The sequence below is a fragment of the Streptomyces sp. NPDC005202 genome (genome assembly GCF_040608235.1).
GTDB lineage: Bacteria > Actinomycetota > Actinomycetes > Streptomycetales > Streptomycetaceae > Streptomyces.
The window spans coordinates 17962-34147 of record NZ_JBEXHW010000042.1; the positions used below are offsets into that span (position 1 = coordinate 17962).

Below are 16186 nucleotides of genomic sequence, written 5' to 3' on the forward strand. Positions count from 1 at the left end.
TCCCCGCACGGCCGCGGCGCGAGGCGGTACGGTGGGGCGTGAAGGATGCGGCTACGCGGTCCGAGGAGGGAGCCACCGATGATTCTGCTCCGTCGCCTGCTGGGTGACGTGCTGCGTCGGCAGCGCCAGCGCCAGGGCCGTACTCTGCGCGAAGTCTCCTCGTCCGCCCGAGTCTCGCTCGGCTATCTCTCCGAGGTGGAGCGGGGGCAGAAGGAGGCTTCCTCCGAGCTGCTCGCCGCCATCTGCGACGCGCTGGACGTACGGATGTCCGAGCTCATGCGGGAAGTGAGCGACGAGCTCGCCCTCGCCGAGCTGGCCCAGTCTGCTGCGGCCACCGAGCCCGTGCCCACGCCGGTTCGTCCGATGCTGGGCTCCGTGTCGGTGACCGGCGTGCCACCGGAACGGGTGACCATCAAGGCGCCCGCCGAAGCGGTGGACGTGGTCGCCGCGTGACCTCTCACGTGCATGAGTGCGTGAGCTGACCTCTACGTCTCGAGGCCCCGGCCGGGGTTTCTCCGGGAAGACCGGAGAGGTACGGCCGGGGTTTTGACGTTGTACGGGGGGTGACCGGTGTCTTTTGCGCGCCCGTTTGCCGGTATGCGGTGGTGCGGTCATGGTGGAGGACGGGCTGCGTTCGGGTGACCGGCGCTGAGAAGTGAAGGTGCTGCCTCCGTGTGCCTCGATGCGCCCTCCTGTGCCTGAGGGCGGTGTTCTAGCGTCGGGCTGGAGGTGGGTGCGATGGCGGGGCCGATAGTGCGCTGGGGGGCCGTTCTGGGGCTCGGAGCGGTGTGGTGGTGGGCCGTGCTGCGGCTGGCGCTGACGGACGACGCCGGGCTGCTGGAGGGGGCGGTCGCGGCCGGGGGATGGGGGCTGAGTCTGCTGCCGGTGCACTGTGTGCCGAAGGCGAAGGCGGAGGCGGAGGCGGAGGCGGAGGCGACCGGGGCCGCGGGGACGAGACGCCGGTGGTGGGCCTGGGGTGTGGCCCGCGCCCCGGAAGCTCTGCCGTCCGCCGACAGGGCCATCGGGACGCCGCCGCCCGAGGACACCGGCGGATCGTCCTTCGTCGGCACGGGGGGATCGCCGTCCCTCGGCACCGGGGGGTCGACGCCCCTGGGCACCGGGGGAGCGACGTTTGCCGACTCCGGGGGATCGTCCTTCGCCGACTCCGGGGGATGGCCGTTCGGCCACACCGGAGGTCCAACGTCCGTCGACGGCGAAGGCTGGCCGTTCGGCGCTACCAAGGCATCGCCACCCCGCCGTTCGGGCGGAGGATCTGACCCGTCGTGAAGGACGACGCGTCGGACGCGAGGTGCAGCACGGCGTGGGCGACGTCCCCCGGCTCGCCGACCCGGCCCAGCGGTGGCATCCGCGCCATCAGCGCCTGGGTGTGCGCCTGGGCCTCGGCGTCGTGGCGGTCGGTCATGGGCGTGCGGATCCAGCCCGGCGCGACCGCGTTGACGCGGATCCCGCGCCGGCCCGTCTCGGTCGCCAGCGTCTTCGTCAGCTGGACCACGGCCGCCTTCGGCGCGCCATAGCAGAGCAGCCCAGGGCCGCCGGTGTCGACGGCGCCCGAGGCCATGGTGACGATGCTGCCCCTGGTGTTGTCGGCGAGCATCCGCCGGGCCGCCTCCTGGCAGGCGTACAGCACGCCCTTGAAGTTGACGTTCAGCACCCGGTCGAGGTCCTCGTCCCGGGTCTCCAGGACCGGGCTGCAGTGCATGATCCCGGCGATCGCCGCCATCACGTCCAGGCGCGCACAGGATTCGACGGCCTGTCTGAGCTGTGCCCGGTCGGTGACGTCCAGGATGTGGATGACAGCGGTGCCGCCGTGGTCCTTGATGAGGGCCGCCGTCTCGTGCAGGCCCTGCGTGTCGAGGTCGGCGCAGTGCACCGTCGCGCCCGCCTCGGCCAGCAGGACGGCCGAAGCCCGGCCGATGCCTCCGGCGGCGCCGGTGACGAAAGCGGTGCGTCCGGTGAGGTCGTACGCCTTGACGGGCATGCTGGGACGGTACGAGCGTCTCTGACGGGTCGTCAATTGGTCGGACGGGGGTGGGTCTGCTGGGTTCGCCGGGTTCGGGGGGAGCCCGGCGCCGGGGCGGGGCCCGTCTGGCAGCGCGGGCACCAGTACGTGGGGCGCTCCCGGGAGCCGTCGCCCTGGTCGGCCACGCGGACGGACGTGTGGCAGCGCAGGCAGGGGCGGGGCGCGCGGCCGTACACGAACAGGTCCTGGCCCCGGCGGCCGGTGGTGCTGCGGACCAGGCGGTCCCGGTTGGCCTCCAGCAGCTTCTTGGCGAGGGCGGGCAGCTTCGCGGCGCGGTCGGCGGGGAGGGCACCGACGGGGAGCCACGGGGTGGCGCCGAGCAGGAAGCAGAGCTCGCTCTTGTAGATGTTGCCGATGCCGGCGAGGTTGCGCTGGTCGAGCAGGGCCTCGCCGAGGGGGCGGGCGGGGTCGGCGAGGAGGTTGGCCAGGGCCCGGTCGGGGTCCCAGTCCGGACCCAGCAGGTCGGGGCCGAGGTGGCCGACGGCGCGGTCTTCGTCGGTGGTGCGCAGGAGCTCCAGCACCTGGAGGCGGTAGCCGACGGCTGTGCGGTCGGCGGTGCCGAGGATCGCCCGGATCTGGTGCGCCGGGCCGCCCCTCCAGCGTTCGCCGTTCCCGTACACCTTCCAGGCACCCTCCATCCGCAGGTGCGAGTGCAGTGTCAGGCCGCCCTCGACGCGGGTGAGCAGGTGTTTGCCACGCGGGGTGACGTCCAGGACCCTACGGTCGGTCAGGTCCACCGTGGCGTACCTGGGCACCCGGAAGTCACTGCGGACGAGCACCTTGCCGGCGAGGGCGTCGTGCAGCCGCCTCGCGGTCTGCCAGACCGTGTCACCTTCGGGCATGGGTCCAGGGTGACACGGTGGGGTGGGGCCGTGCGTACCCCGGACGGTGACCCTGTGCGTCCGTGCGTGCCCGCGGAGGCGGCGTGCGGAGGCCTGCCCTCTTCACGCCCGCAGGCGCAGGCCGCGCGGGGTCGCGACGAAGCCTGCTCCTTCCAGGAGGGTGCCGATGGGGGACGTCAGCGCCGAGGCGCCGTTGATGCGCTCCACCGTGACCGTGCCGAGGGAGCCCGCGCGGGCGGCCGCGGCGAGGGCCTCTGCCGCCGCTCGGAGGCGCGGGTCGTCGGTGGCCGTCCCGTCCGGGTCGGCGGGCCAGGCCAGCAGCGTCTTGCCGCCGCGCTCCATGTACAGCGTCAGCTCGCCGTCGACGATCACCACCAGGGAGCCCGCCTTGCGCCCCGGCTTGTGCCCCGCGCCGGTCGGCGGCTCCGGCCAGGGCAGGGCGGCGCCGTAGGCGTTCGCGGGGTCGGCAGCGGCGAGGACGACTGCTCGGGAGTCGGCGGTCGAGGACGTGCGGGTGCGGCGATCGCCGAATCCGTAGCCGGCGCCGTAGGGGCCGCCGCCCCGGGGGCCGCCCGCGCCCGGTGAGGCGAAGTCGCGCGGGGAGACGTAGTCGCCGGGGGAGGCCGGGGTGTCCGTACCGTCCCAGGGGACGGAGGCGTCGTCCCAGGAGACGACCTGGTGGGCGCGGTCGCGGGACGGGTCGCGGCCGTCGGGTGCTCCGAAACCGTCCGCGGACCCGGAGCCGTCGAAGGTGCCGGATGACTCCAAGCCGCGGGAGTCGGAGCCGCCGGGAGACACGAAGTCGCCGCCTGCGGAGCCGTCGGGGATGCCGAAAGCCTCCGCGGTGCCGAAAGCGTCCCGGGCTCCGTTCCCCCCGTCCCGGCCCGGCAGGCCGTCGCCCCGCTCGCGGGCGTTGGCCACTGCTCGCAGGCGGTCGACCGCGCCGTCCATGGCGAACTGGGCGGCGCCGAGCCCCTCCACGACGTAGCCCCGGCGGGCCTGGCCGCTCTCCTCGAAGGCGGACAGGATGCGGTACACGGCCGAGAAGCCGCCCTCGACCCCCTCCGCCGACACCGCACCCCGGGTCACCACGCCGTGCCGGTCGAGGAGCGTGCGGGCCAGAGCATGGGCGCGCACGGTGAGGTCGGGATCGCGTCCGGGCAGCAGGGACCAGCGGCCGGCGACGGTCGGCGGGCCGCTGCGGGACACCGGGCGGGCGGCGGCCGTCAGCGAGCCGTAGCGCCCGCGGGGGACCGCGCGCTTGGCGCGGTGGGCCGTGGAACCGGCGGTGCGGCCCGAGCCCAGCAGGGAGCGCATCGGGGCGAGCGTGTCGTTGGTGAGCCGTCCGGACCAGGCCAGGTCCCAGATGGCGTCGGCGAGTTGGGGATCGGTGACGTCGGGGTGGGTGGTGGCGCGTACCTGGTCGGCGATCTGGCGGAAGAACAGGCCGTAGCCGCCGGAGAGGGCGTCGAGGACGGACTGGTGGAGCGCTGTCAGCTCCAGCGGGTGCGGCGGCGGCGGGAGCAGCGGGGCCGCGTCCGCCAGGTACAGGGAGACCCAGCCGTCCTTTCCGGGCAGCGCGCCCGCACCCGCCCACACCACCTCACCGGCAGCGGTGAGTTCGTCGAGCATCGACGGGGTGTAGTTGACCACGCGGGATGGCAGGACCAGCTTCTCCAGCGCGGAGGCGGGCACGGACGCGCCCTGCAACTGCTCGACGGCGCGCATCAGTCCGTCGATGCCGCGCAGGCTGTGGCCCTTGCCGATGTGCTGCCACTGAGGGAGGAACTGCGCCAGCGCGGCCGGCGGCACCGGCTCCAGCTCGTGCCGCAGCGCAGCCAGGGAACGGCGGCGCAGTCGGCGCAGCACCGCCGCGTCGCACCACTCCTGGCCGATGCCCGCCGGATGGAACTCCCCTTGGACCACACGGCCGTTCGCGGCGAGCCGCTGCAACGCGCCCTCCGTGACCGCCACGCCCAGGCCGAAGCGGGCCGCGGCCGTGGCCGACGTGAACGGGCCGTGGGTGCGGGCGTAGCGCGCCAGCAGGTCGCCCAGCGGGTCCTTCACCGGTTCGGTGAACGCCTCCGGCACGCCCACCGGCAGTGCCGTGCCGAGCGCGTCGCGCAGACGGCCCGCGTCCTCGATCGCGGCCCAGTGCTCGGCCCCGGCGATCCGGACCCGAATGGCCCGGCGGGCGGCGGCCAGCTCCTGCGCCCATTCCGGCTCGGCGCCCCGCTCGGCCAGCTCGGCGTCCGTGAGCGGGCCGAGCAGGCGCAGCACGTCCGCGACGCCTTCGGCGTCCTTGATGCGGCGGTCCTCGGTCAGCCACTGGAGCTCCCGCTCCAGCTCGACCAGCACCTCGGCGTCCAGCAGTTCGCGCAGCTCCGCCTGGCCCAGCAGCTCGGCCAGCAGCCGCGAGTCCAGGGACAGCGCGGCGGCGCGGCGCTCGGCGAGCGGCGAGTCGCCCTCGTACAGGAACTGGGCCACGTACCCGAAGAGCAGGGAGCGGGCGAAGGGGGACGGCTCCGGCGTGGTGACCTCGACCAGGCGCACCTTGCGGGACTCGATGTCCCCCATCAGCTCGACGAGACCGGGCACGTCGAAGACGTCCTGGAGGCATTCGCGGACCGCCTCCAGGATGATCGGGAACGATCCGAACTCGCTGGCCACCTGAAGCAGTTGGGCCGCGCGCTGGCGCTGTTGCCACAGCGGGGTGCGCTTGCCGGGGTTGCGGCGCGGCAGCAGCAGGGCGCGGGCGGCGCACTCGCGGAAACGGGAGGCGAACAGGGCCGAGCCGCCGACCTGGTCGGTGACGATCTGATCGATCTCGCCCTTGTCGAAGGCGACGTCCGCTGCGCCGACGGGCGCCTGGTCGGCGTCGTACTCCCTGCCCGCCTTCATGGGCTCCTGGTCCAGCAGGTCCAGGCCCATCAGGTCGGCGTCGGGCAGGCGCAGCACGATGCCGTCGTCGGCATGCATGACCTGCGCGTCCATGCCGTAGCGCTCGGACAGGCGGGCGCCGAGCGCCAGCGCCCACGGGGCGTGCACCTGGGCGCCGAAGGGGGAGTGCACGACGACCCGCCAGTCGCCCAGCTCGTCGCGGAAACGCTCCACGACGATCGTGCGGTCGTCCGGGACGTGACCGCAGGCCTCGCGCTGCTCGTCCAGGTACGACAGGACGTTGTCCGCGGCCCACGCGTCGAGGCCGGCGGCCAGCAGGCGCAGGCGGGCGTCCTCCTTGGACAGTGAGCCGACCTCGCGCAGGAACGCGCCCACCGCGCGGCCCAGCTCCAGCGGGCGGCCCAGCTGGTCGCCCTTCCAGAAGGGCAGTCGGCCCGGTACGCCCGGCGCGGGGGAGACCAGGACACGGTCGCGCGTGATGTCCTCGATGCGCCACGAGCTCGTGCCGAGCGTGAAGACGTCGCCGACGCGGGACTCGTAGACCATCTCCTCGTCCAGCTCGCCGACCCGGCCGCCGCCCTTCTTCGGGTCGGCACCGGCGAGGAAGACCCCGAAGAGACCGCGGTCGGGGATCGTGCCCCCAGAGGTGACGGCGAGGCGCTGCGCGCCGGGACGGCCGGTGACGGTGCCGGTCACGCGGTCCCACACCACGCGCGGGCGCAGCTCCGCGAACGCGTCGGACGGGTACCGGCCCGCGAGCATGTCGAGCACGGCCGTGAACGCCGACTCCGGCAGCGAGGCGAACGGCGCGGCCCGGCGAACCATGGCGAGCAGGTCGTCGACCTGCCAGGTGTCCATCGCCGTCATCGCGACGAGCTGCTGGGCGAGCACGTCCAGCGGGTTGGTGGGCACCTTCAGGGCCTCGATGGCACCGGAGCGCATCCGCTCGGTGACCACGGCGGCCTGGACGAGGTCGCCGCGGTACTTCGGGAAGACCACGCCGGTGGAGACCGCGCCGACCTGGTGTCCCGCGCGGCCGACGCGCTGGAGGCCGGAGGCGACGGAGGGCGGGGACTCGACCTGCACCACCAGGTCCACCGCGCCCATGTCGATGCCCAGCTCCAGGCTGGAGGTCGCCACCACGGCGGGCAGACGGCCCGCCTTCAGGTCCTCCTCGACCAGGGCGCGCTGCTCCTTGGAGACCGAGCCGTGGTGGGCGCGGGCGATGACCGGGGGTGCGCCGTGAGCTGCGCCGGAGCCGCCCATGAGTTCGGCGGGTGAGTGGTGTTCGTCCAGGCTCTCGCCGGTCGTCCGCTCGTACGCGATCTCGTTGAGCCGGTTGCACAGGCGCTCCGCGAGGCGGCGGGAGTTGGCGAAGACGATCGTCGAGCGGTGGGCCTGGACCAGGTCGGTGATCCGCTCCTCGACGTGCGGCCAGATCGACGGCCGCTCCGCGCCGTCGTTGCCGTCGGCGACCGGGGAGCCGCCCAGTTCGCCCAGGTCCTCGACCGGGACGACGACCGAAAGGTCGAACTCCTTGCCGGACTCGGGCTGGACGATCTCCACCTTGCGGCGGGGCGACAGGTAGCGGGCGACCTCGTCGACCGGGCGGACGGTCGCGGACAGGCCGATGCGGCGGGCCGGCTTCGGCAGCAGCTCGTCCAGCCGCTCCAGGGAGAGCGCGAGGTGCGCGCCGCGCTTGGTGCCGGCGACCGCGTGCACCTCGTCCAGGATCACCGTCTCGACGCCGGTCAGCGCGTCGCGCGCGGCCGACGTGAGCATCAGGAACAGCGACTCGGGGGTGGTGATCAGGATGTCCGGCGGGCGGGTGGACAGGGCGCGGCGCTCGGCGGCCGGCGTGTCGCCGGAGCGGATGCCGACCTTGACCTCCGGCTCGGGCAGGCCCAGGCGGACGGATTCCTGGCGGATGCCGGTGAGGGGGCTGCGGAGGTTGCGCTCGACGTCGACGGCGAGGGCCTTGAGCGGGGAGACGTACAGGACGCGGCAGCGCTTCTTCGGGTCGGCCGGGGGTGGGGTCGAGGCGAGCTGGTCGAGGGCGGCGAGGAAGGCGGCCAGGGTCTTGCCGGAGCCGGTCGGGGCGACCACCAGCACGTCCGAGCCCTTTTTGATGGCCTGCCACGCGCCCGCCTGGGCGGCGGTGGGCGCGGAGAAGGCCCCCGTGAACCAGCCGCGGGTCGCGGGGGAGAAGCCGTCGAGGGCTCGGTGTGCGGAGCTGACCATGCGTCCATCCTGCACCCGGGCACTGACAATGTGCGCTGACCTGGACGTTTGCCTCCGGTGCTGGCCGCCGGTGCGCCTCCGGGTCCGTGGTGGGCCGGGGCTGGGCGCGCGCCGAGCCCGCCGTCGGACGGACGTACTTGGATCTTGTCGTGGCCAACCTCCGTTCCCGGTGCGTCGGCGGCTGCGGCTTTCATCCAGGTGCGCCATCCAGGCATCCGCTCTTCGCGGTGGGGCGGTCCGGCTCTCGGCGGAAGGGCTTCTTCGGTGTGGCGGAAAATGGAGGTATGGCAGCGTCTGGTGAGGAGAGGGCTCGGCACTGGCAGTACGCGGAACTGCCCGGTGTCGATCTGTTGCGGGCCCGGTACGTACGGAAGGCGTTCGTGCGGCATACGCACGAGCAGTTCGTGATCGCTGCCATCGCCGACGGGGTCGAGGTGTTTCACCACCGGGGGGCCGATCAGTACGCGGGAGCGGGGGCCCTTGCGCTGGTCAATCCGGACACTCCGCACACGGGGCGGGCCGGGGTGCCCGAGGGGTGGCGCTACGGGGCGGTGTATCCGTCGCCGGAGCTGGTGGCCGAGATCGCGGGCGAGACCACGTCGATCCGCGGGACGCCGGGGTTCGTCAGCCCGGTGCTCGACGATCCGTACGCCGTCGGGCTGGTGCATCAGGTGCTGCGGGCCGCGGACGAGGGGAACGCGCTGGCCGCCGACACGCTGCTGCGGGTCGCGGTGACCCGGCTGCTGCGGTTGAACGGCGGGCCGCTGCCGCAGCGGGAGGTGCGGACGGCGGGGGCACGGACCGCCGCACGCGCGCGTGCGGTCCTGGAGGAGCGGATGGCCGAGCCGCCGACCCTGGAGAAGCTGGCGGCCGAGCTCGGGACCAGCCCGTTCGCGTTGCTGCGGGCCTTCCGGGAGACCTACGGGATGCCGCCGCACGCCTGGCTGACCGACGTCCGTGTCCGGCAGGCCAAGCGGCTGCTGGATGCGGGCGCCGCGCCGGCGGAGGCCGCCGTCGCGGTGGGCTTCACCGACCAGCCGCACCTCAACCGTCACTTCTCCCGGATCGTCGGGGTGCCTCCCGGGGCGTACCGGCGCGAGCGCAAGAACGTACAAGACGGACGGTCGCGGCTGCACCTACCGTCGAAGGCGTGGCAGAACAGACAGCTCTCGCAGACATAGGCGCCGACGACCGAGGAAAGCCGGACGCCGCCGTCGTACGGGACGCCCTCGGAGTCGGGGTCGCCGTAGGACTGTCCGGGTTCGCCTTCGGGGTGACCTCGGCCGGCAGCGGACTCACTCTGTTGCAGACGTGCGCGCTCAGCCTGCTGGTGTTCACCGGCGCGTCCCAGTTCGCGCTCGTGGGGGCGCTGGCGGCCGGGGGCAATCCGCTCACGGCGGCCGCGGGCGCGTTCTTCCTGGGCGTCCGCAACGCCTTCTACGGGCTGCGCCTGTCGCAGGTGCTCGCCCTCCCGCGCGGGATACGGCCGCTCGCCGCCCAGTGGGTCATCGACGAGACCACCGCAGTGACGCTCGCGCAGCCCACGCGGCGCAGTGCGCGGATCGGGTTCACCGTCACAGGCCTCAGCCTGTACGTGCTGTGGAACCTCACCACGCTGCTCGGCGCGCTGGGCGCCAAGGCCCTCGGGGACACCGACGCGTGGGGCCTCGACGCGGCCGGGCCCGCCGTGTTCCTGGCGCTGCTCGCGCCCATGCTGAAGACCGCCACCGAGCGGGCCGTCGCCGGTCTCGCCGTGCTGCTGGGGCTCGGTCTGCTGCCCGTGCTGCCGGCCGGCGTGCCGGTCCTGATGGCCGCGCTCGCGGCGCCGACCGTGCTCTGTCTGGAGGGCCGTCGCAAGGGCGGCGCACGTGACGACGTACGAGAGGAAGATCGTTGAACACCTGGATCGCGATCGCCGCGACCGTCCTCGGCTGCTACGCCGTCAAGCTCGCCGGACTGCTGGTCCCGGCGGGTGCCCTCGAGCGGCCGCTCGTGAAGCGGCTCGCCGCGCTGCTGCCCGTCGCCCTCCTCGCCGCCCTCACCGCCCAGCAGACCTTCGCCGACGGGCGCGCACTCGTGCTGGACGCGCGGGCGGCGGGGCTCGCGGCGGCCGCCGTGGCGCTGGTGCTGCGGGCGCCGTTCCTGCTTGTCGTCGCGGCGGCCGTGGTGGTGACGGCCGGGGTGCGGGCCATCGGCGGGTGAGGGCGACGCGACGGGCAGCCGAGGGTCCCCAACGCCCGTGTGCGGCTCGTGCGCCCTTGCCTCAGCCGATGGCGCGGCGGTACGCCCTGAGGGTGCGCAGGGCGTCGATCGTCACCAGGGGGCGCGCCTCCAGGGCGGTGCCGGGAGCCCATTGGCGCCACCGGATCGGCCAGCCGCCATCCTCCTGCTGCTCGTCCGCCAGGTGGTCCAGGGAGCGTGCCATCTCGTCGTCCGTGAACCACGCGCGCGCGAGGGAGTCGGGTGTCCTGGCGTAGTCGTGCGGGAAGTGGTGCTTCCCCGGAGCGTAGCCGGGCGCGACCGGACAGGCCTCGAGGTGCTCGGGGTCCAGGGCCGCGAGGCGCTGGTCGCGGACCAGGCGGCCGAGCCGGTCGGCGGCCGCCTCCGCGCGCGGGCGGTCGGGTGCCGAGTCCAGGAAGGTGACAGCGGCCTCGATCTCGTACGGGTGGGACTTCTCCAGGGACTCGATCCGCTGCCAGCAGAAGTCGGTCGCCCGGAACAGCCAGGCGTGCCACACCTCGTTGCGGTGCAGCAGGCCCACCGCGGGCCCGGTGGCGAGGAGTTCGCCGGGCGGGTCGTCCACGACCGGAATGAAGGGGGCCGCCGGATAGCCGCGCTGGCTGGGGTGGATGGCCGGCAGGGCGCCGTCCGGAGTGGAGACGGCGGTCAGATAGCGGCACACGCGCTCCACCCGCTGTCCGCCGCAGCGCCCGATGAGGTCCAGGACGCGCAGCGCGTGCCCGGTGTGCAGCGGCTGGCTGACGGGGCCGCGCAGATCGGGCTGCAGCGCGTGGCCGTACCCGCCGTCGTCGTTGCGATAGGCGTCCAGCGCGGTCTCCACCGGGTCGGGGCTGCCGTTCAGGAAGAGGTACGCGAACAGCCGCTGCTCCAGCACGCGTGCGGTGAGCCAGACGAAGTGCTCGGCGCGGAAGAGCGGGGAGGGCGCCGGGGGCGTCGGGGGGAGTGGGGAAGCTCCGGTTTCGGCCATGTGTCAGACCGTAGGACGGAAAGCGGTCTCGGCAAGCGGTCCCGGCTCGGGCCCACCCCCAGGGGCGGGATACTGGGGTCATGCGGTTGACGGTCTTCTGGCAGCGGATGGCGGAGCACTTCGGTGCGGGGTACGCCGACACCTTCGCGCGCGACCACGTGATGTCGGAGCTCGGCGAGCGCACGGTGCACGAGGCGCTGGCGGCGGGCTGGGAGGCCAAGGACGTGTGGCGCGTGGTCTGCCATGTCATGAACGTTCCGCAGGAGCAGCGCTGACCTGTCACGAAGATCGCCGGGGCGTGTCGGATTGTCGGTGGCGTGGGCGAGACTTGCACCGTGGCACCCACTGACGAGTCCGGGCAGACGGCCCAGCACGCATCCCCGTTCGGTACGACGCCGCTCGCCCGGCCCCCGGCCGAGGGTGCCGCCGGGCCGGGCGCCCGCATGCCGCGGTGGCTGCCGCGCGCCATGGTGCTGGCGCTCGGGCTCATCGCCGCGTTCCAGCTGGGCAGCTGGGCCTTCCACCAGCTGACCGGCCTGCTGATCAACATCCTCATCGCGTTCTTCCTGGCCCTGGCCATCGAGCCCGCGGTGAGCCGGATGGCCGCCCGCGGCATGCGCCGGGGGCTCGCCACCTTCCTGGTCTTCCTTTGCCTGGCGATCTCGGTGGCGGGCTTCGTCACGCTGCTCGGCTCGATGCTCGCCGGGCAGATCATCAAGATGGTCGAGGGCTTCCCGGGCTACCTCGACTCCGTCATCAACTGGGTCAACACGACGTTCCACACCGAGCTCAGACGCGTGGACGTCCAGGAGGGCCTGCTCCACTCCGACTGGCTGCGCAAGTACGCGCAGAACAGCGCCGCGGGCGTGCTGGACGTGTCCGCCCAGGTGCTAGGCGGCCTGTTCCAGCTGCTGACGATCGCGCTGTTCTCGTTCTACTTCGCCGCCGACGGGCCGCGGCTGCGCCGCACCATATGCTCCGTACTGCCGCCCGCCCGGCAGGCCGAGGTGCTGCGCGCGTGGGAGATAGCCGTCGACAAGACCGGCGGCTATCTGTACTCGCGCGGCCTGATGGCGCTCATCTCGGGGATCGCCCACTACATCCTGCTGCAGGCCCTGGGCGTGCCGTACGCGCCGGTGCTCGGCGTCTGGGTGGGCCTGGTCTCGCAGTTCATCCCCACCATCGGCACGTATCTCGCGGGCGCCCTGCCGATGCTGATCGCGTTCACGGTCGACCCGTGGTACGCGCTGTGGGTGCTGGTCTTCGTCGTGATCTACCAGCAGTTCGAGAACTACATGCTGCAGCCCAAGCTGACCTCGAAGACCGTCGACATCCACCCCGCGGTCGCCTTCGGGTCGGTCGTCGCGGGTACCGCGCTCCTCGGCGCCGTCGGCGCACTGATCGCCATCCCCGCGGTTGCCACGCTGCAGGCCTTCCTGGGGGCGTACGTGAAGCGGTACGCCGTCACGGACGACCCCCGCGTCCACGGCCACCGCGGCCGGGGCTCGGGCCCGGGCCTGCTCACGCGCGCGCGACGACTGGGGGCGCGGCGGCCGGGGGTGGCGGAGGCCGAGGCGGGGGACACGCGGGCCACGGCGGAATCCGAGGACGACTCCTCCGGGGAGCGGCCGAGTCAGTAGGTGAGGACCGCCCAGAGGCCGGCGCCGACGACGGCGGCCGCGTAAGCGCCGACCGCGGCGGTGACGATCCGCTGCCGGACCTGCTCGCTCCAGGACGTGCGGGACAGCAGCCGGGCCAGCGCGGGCAGGACCAGCACGGCGTGCAGACTCACCCCGTGGAGCGGTTTCAGCGGGGCCGTCGAGTGGTACGCCGCCTGCTGGTGACCGGTCCGGGTGAGCACCACACCGCGCGCGATCATCGCGGCGCCCGACGCCAGGGCGACGAGCAGGATCGCGAACCCGGAGCGCACCGCGAGCGGCATCCCGGCGGGACCCGTCGGCCGGTGCCGGAAGGAGGCGACCGCGAACACCGTCAGGAGCGCCACGAGGACACCGCCGCCCACCGCGAGCGTCATCGACACCGCCGTGTCGAAGGGCGTCTGCATGTTGAGATGCGAGGGCACCCGGCGCCACGCCTGGAGGGTGATGCCGCCGACCTCGACGACGCAGTCGGCGGCGAACACGACGAGCAGTGTTGCGCGCAGGCGCTCCCCGACGCGCAGATACGACGTGACCCAGGTGACCGCGATCAGGGTCGCCCCGAAGGACAGCCCGAACGTGACGGGCTTGCGCCACGACACGGGCCCGTCCCACGGACCGCCGTCGACGGCGAACACCCCGAGGTGCGCGAGGCCGGAGAGGACCAGCAGGAGCCCGGTCGCGTGGCACAGCCGTTCGGCGAGGCGCATCCCGGTGACCTGGGGCGGCCGGGCCTGCGGGGAGGGCGGCGCTGCCTCGCGGACGTTATGGGTGGTCCTCTGCGTCTGCATGGAACAAGGCTCCCGAGCGCGCCCCGGGCCGTCGTCGTCCGGCCGAAGACACCCGGCGTACACCGACGGGAGTAGCGGCGGAACGGCAGGGGCGGGGGAGCGGGCGCCTGCTCGTGCCGTGCCGCGTGGTGCGCTTGACACGAAAATCGAACATCTCTTCTTATGAAGACTCCGGCAAGGCTCGACGGAGGGAATTTCGCCCCGTTTTGAGGGGAAAGGTGCCCGAGTTATCCACAGGCCGGACGTGCGTCGGGGCGCATTGTCAGTGGCAGGCATTAGCGTCTTTGACGTGAAGCGATCGACTCAAGCAAACCGGGTGGAACCCATGGCAGGAACCGACCGCGAGAAGGCGCTCGACGCCGCGCTCGCACAGATTGAACGGCAATTCGGCAAGGGCGCGATCATGCGCATGGGCGAGCGGTCGAAGGAGCCCATCGAGGTCATCCCGACCGGGTCGACCGCGCTCGACGTGGCCCTCGGCGTAGGTGGCCTGCCGCGCGGCCGTGTCGTGGAGGTGTACGGCCCGGAGTCCTCCGGCAAGACCACGCTGACCCTGCACGCCGTGGCGAACGCGCAGAAGGCGGGCGGCACGGTCGCCTTCGTGGACGCGGAACACGCCCTCGACCCCGAGTACGCGAAGAAGCTCGGCGTCGACATCGACCAGCTGATCCTCTCCCAGCCGGACAACGGCGAGCAGGCGCTGGAGATCGTCGACATGCTGGTCCGCTCCGGCGCCCTCGACCTCATCGTCATCGACTCCGTCGCCGCGCTCGTCCCGCGGGCGGAGATCGAGGGCGAGATGGGCGACAGCCACGTGGGTCTGCAGGCCCGGCTGATGAGCCAGGCCCTCCGCAAGATCACCGGTGCGCTCAACCAGTCCAAGACCACCGCGATCTTCATCAACCAGCTGCGCGAGAAGGTCGGCGTGATGTTCGGCTCCCCGGAGACCACGACCGGTGGCCGCGCGCTGAAGTTCTACGCCTCGGTGCGCCTCGACATCCGCCGTATCGAGACCCTGAAGGACGGCACGGAGGCGGTCGGCAACCGCACCCGCGTCAAGGTCGTCAAGAACAAGGTCGCGCCGCCCTTCAAGCAGGCCGAGTTCGACATCCTCTACGGCCAGGGCATCAGCCGCGAGGGCGGCCTGATCGACATGGGCGTGGAGCACGGCTTCGTCCGCAAGGCCGGCGCCTGGTACACGTACGAGGGCGACCAGCTCGGCCAGGGCAAGGAGAACGCGCGCAACTTCCTGAAGGACAACCCCGACCTGGCCAACGAGATCGAGAAGAAGATCAAGGAGAAGCTGGGCGTCGGCGTGCGGCGGGAGGAGCCGACCGTCGAGCCGGGCGCGGACGCGGCGGTCTCCACCGCCACGGACGACCCCGCGAAAACGGTGCCCGCCCCGGCGGCCGCCAAGGCCACCAAGCCCAAGGCCGCCGTAGCCAAGAGCTGACCCGTGACACGACGAACCGACTGGGCCGAGTACGAGTACGCCGTCTTCGGTGCCCCACGGGGGAGGGGCACCGGGGACAACACGGGCTCCGCCGCGTACGGTGACGGCGAGTACGGGGGCGACGGGTCGTACCGGCCGGGCGGTGACGAGGACGCTTTCGCGGCGGACGGTCCGTCCGGTGCGTACGGCGACGAGCCGGGCGGTGACCGGCATCGTGGCGGCGGAGGGCCGCGTGGCACGGGCGGCTCACGTGCGGGTGGCTCACGCCGAGGCGGCTCGCGTGACGGCGAGTCGCAGGGTGGTCGCGGGCGTCGTCGGCGTGGCTTCGGCGAGGCGCCCGCTGAGGACGGAGGCGCCTCCTGCTTGTCGAGGGCCGAGCAGGGGGAGCCTCCAGGGGACCCGGTGGAGCGGGCGCGCGCGATCTGTCTGCGCCTGCTCACCGGGACCCCGCGCACCCGCAAGCAGCTCGCGGATGCCCTGCGCAAGCGGGACATCCCGGACGAAGCGGCGGAGGAGGTGCTGTCGCGGTTCGAGGAGGTTGGCCTGATCGATGACGGCGCGTTCGCGGACGCCTGGGTGGAGTCCCGGCACCACGGGCGGGGGCTGGCCCGGCGTGCCCTGGCCCAGGAGCTGCGGACCAAGGGCGTGGACCCGGCGCTGATCGACGAGGCCGTCGCCCAGCTCGACGCCGAGCAGGAGGAGGCCACGGCGCGCGAGCTCGTCGCCCGCAAGCTGCGCTCCACCCGCGGCCTCGACCGCGACAAACGTCTGCGCCGCCTCGCCGGCATGCTCGCCCGCAAGGGCTACTCCGAGGGCATGGCCCTCCGGGTGGTCCGACAGGCACTGGAGGAGGAGGGCGAGGACACGGAGTTCCCCGGGGACGAGGGGTTCTGAGACCCGGCACGGTACTGGGCCGAACCGAACCGCTGAATCAGTCCGGAACGGCACCGGGGTGAACCGAACCGCTGAATCAGTCCGGAACGGCACCGGGGTGAACCGAACCGCTGAATCAGTCCGGAACGGCACCGGGGTGAACCGAACCGCTGAATCA

Annotated in this window: 14 protein-coding genes; 9 read left to right on the forward strand and 5 right to left on the reverse strand. The window is 73.1% G+C overall.

Translation table 11 applies throughout. The annotated features are described in order from the left end of the window. The first annotated feature begins 78 nt into the window (after positions 1–78). Positions 79–453 (forward strand): helix-turn-helix transcriptional regulator, encoded by a 375-nt coding sequence (locus tag ABZV31_RS34155; RefSeq protein ID WP_053666341.1) that lies wholly within the window; start codon positions 79–81, stop codon positions 451–453. Positions 454–738: 285 nt separating this feature from the next. Next, positions 739–1287 (forward strand): hypothetical protein, encoded by a 549-nt coding sequence (locus ABZV31_RS34160; RefSeq protein WP_355900761.1) that lies wholly within the window; start codon positions 739–741, stop codon positions 1285–1287. Here ABZV31_RS34160 and ABZV31_RS34165 read toward each other — a convergent pair. The 3 genes from ABZV31_RS34165 to ABZV31_RS34175 all read right to left on the reverse strand — a co-directional run bounded on the left by ABZV31_RS34165 (position 1235) and on the right by ABZV31_RS34175 (position 8025). After that, positions 1235–1999: an SDR family NAD(P)-dependent oxidoreductase gene (locus tag ABZV31_RS34165; protein ID WP_355900733.1), complete on the reverse strand. Its 765-nt coding sequence runs from the start codon at positions 1997–1999 to the stop codon at positions 1235–1237. The two genes, ABZV31_RS34160 and ABZV31_RS34165, sit on opposite strands and share 53 nt — an antisense overlap. A gap of 32 nt (positions 2000–2031) precedes the next feature. After that, entirely contained in the window at positions 2032–2883 is an 852-nt protein-coding gene (locus ABZV31_RS34170; RefSeq protein WP_355900734.1) for a DNA-formamidopyrimidine glycosylase family protein, read from the reverse strand. A 102-nt stretch (positions 2884–2985) separates the two neighbouring features. Continuing rightward, positions 2986–8025: an ATP-dependent helicase gene (locus ABZV31_RS34175; protein WP_355900735.1), complete on the reverse strand. Its 5040-nt coding sequence runs from the start codon at positions 8023–8025 to the stop codon at positions 2986–2988. A 284-nt stretch (positions 8026–8309) separates the two neighbouring features. On the opposite strand from ABZV31_RS34175, the gene ABZV31_RS34180 reads away from it, so the two are divergent. The 3 genes from ABZV31_RS34180 to ABZV31_RS34190 are packed head-to-tail and all read left to right on the forward strand — an operon-like array spanning position 8310 to position 10227. Beyond that, complete coding sequence (locus ABZV31_RS34180; protein WP_355900736.1) at positions 8310–9206, forward strand: AraC family transcriptional regulator; 897 nt, start codon at positions 8310–8312, stop codon at positions 9204–9206. Continuing rightward, a complete protein-coding gene (locus ABZV31_RS34185) occupies positions 9176–9922 on the forward strand; it encodes an AzlC family ABC transporter permease (RefSeq protein WP_355900737.1) in 747 nt (248 codons plus the stop codon). Before ABZV31_RS34180 ends, ABZV31_RS34185 begins: the two co-directional genes overlap by 31 nt. After that, entirely contained in the window at positions 9919–10227 is a 309-nt protein-coding gene (locus ABZV31_RS34190) for an AzlD domain-containing protein (protein WP_355900738.1), read from the forward strand. The genes ABZV31_RS34185 and ABZV31_RS34190 overlap by 4 nt, the downstream gene beginning before the upstream one ends. 61 nt (positions 10228–10288) lie before the next feature. Here ABZV31_RS34190 and ABZV31_RS34195 read toward each other — a convergent pair whose 3' ends face one another. Further along, positions 10289–11233: a hypothetical protein gene (locus tag ABZV31_RS34195; RefSeq protein ID WP_355900739.1), complete on the reverse strand. Its 945-nt coding sequence runs from the start codon at positions 11231–11233 to the stop codon at positions 10289–10291. An 80-nt stretch (positions 11234–11313) separates the two neighbouring features. On the opposite strand from ABZV31_RS34195, the gene ABZV31_RS34200 reads away from it, so the two are divergent. Both ABZV31_RS34200 and ABZV31_RS34205 read left to right on the forward strand, forming a co-directional pair. Next, positions 11314–11508: a DUF3046 domain-containing protein gene (locus ABZV31_RS34200; RefSeq protein ID WP_355900740.1), complete on the forward strand. Its 195-nt coding sequence runs from the start codon at positions 11314–11316 to the stop codon at positions 11506–11508. A gap of 60 nt (positions 11509–11568) precedes the next feature. Next, the gene (locus ABZV31_RS34205; protein WP_355900741.1) at positions 11569–12873 is read left to right on the forward strand and encodes an AI-2E family transporter; all 1305 of its coding nucleotides are present in this window, start codon (positions 11569–11571) and stop codon (positions 12871–12873) included. Here the strand turns inward: ABZV31_RS34205 and ABZV31_RS34210 are convergent. Then, a complete protein-coding gene (locus ABZV31_RS34210) occupies positions 12867–13601 on the reverse strand; it encodes a hypothetical protein (RefSeq protein ID WP_355900757.1) in 735 nt (244 codons plus the stop codon). The two genes, ABZV31_RS34205 and ABZV31_RS34210, sit on opposite strands and share 7 nt — an antisense overlap. 406 nt (positions 13602–14007) lie before the next feature. Here ABZV31_RS34210 and recA point away from each other — a divergent pair, with 406 nt between their 5' ends. Both recA and recX read left to right on the forward strand, forming a co-directional pair. Further along, entirely contained in the window at positions 14008–15135 is a 1128-nt protein-coding gene (recA, locus tag ABZV31_RS34215; RefSeq protein ID WP_355900742.1) for a recombinase RecA, read from the forward strand. Positions 15136–15138: 3 nt separating this feature from the next. Next, positions 15139–16029, forward strand: coding sequence for a recombination regulator RecX (gene recX, locus ABZV31_RS34220; RefSeq protein ID WP_355900743.1), 891 nt, complete (start codon positions 15139–15141; stop codon positions 16027–16029). Positions 16030–16186: the final 157 nt, after the last annotated feature.

What these genes read in the sequence shown, in the direction of transcription:
- ABZV31_RS34155 (WP_053666341.1), top strand. Translation starts at nt 79, where the DNA reads ATGATTCTGCTCCGTCGCCTGCTGGGTGACGTGCTGCGTCGGCAGCGC.
- ABZV31_RS34200 (WP_355900740.1), top strand. Translation starts at nt 11,314, where the DNA reads ATGCGGTTGACGGTCTTCTGGCAGCGGATGGCGGAGCACTTCGGTGCG.
- ABZV31_RS34195 (WP_355900739.1), bottom strand. Translation starts at nt 11,233, where the DNA reads ATGGCCGAAACCGGAGCTTCCCCACTCCCCCCGACGCCCCCGGCGCCC.
- ABZV31_RS34170 (WP_355900734.1), bottom strand. Translation starts at nt 2,883, where the DNA reads ATGCCCGAAGGTGACACGGTCTGGCAGACCGCGAGGCGGCTGCACGAC.
- recA (WP_355900742.1), top strand. Translation starts at nt 14,008, where the DNA reads ATGGCAGGAACCGACCGCGAGAAGGCGCTCGACGCCGCGCTCGCACAG.
- ABZV31_RS34175 (WP_355900735.1), bottom strand. Translation starts at nt 8,025, where the DNA reads ATGGTCAGCTCCGCACACCGAGCCCTCGACGGCTTCTCCCCCGCGACC.
- ABZV31_RS34160 (WP_355900761.1), top strand. Translation starts at nt 739, where the DNA reads ATGGCGGGGCCGATAGTGCGCTGGGGGGCCGTTCTGGGGCTCGGAGCG.
- ABZV31_RS34165 (WP_355900733.1), bottom strand. Translation starts at nt 1,999, where the DNA reads ATGCCCGTCAAGGCGTACGACCTCACCGGACGCACCGCTTTCGTCACC.
- ABZV31_RS34210 (WP_355900757.1), bottom strand. Translation starts at nt 13,601, where the DNA reads ATGCGCCTCGCCGAACGGCTGTGCCACGCGACCGGGCTCCTGCTGGTC.
- ABZV31_RS34180 (WP_355900736.1), top strand. Translation starts at nt 8,310, where the DNA reads ATGGCAGCGTCTGGTGAGGAGAGGGCTCGGCACTGGCAGTACGCGGAA.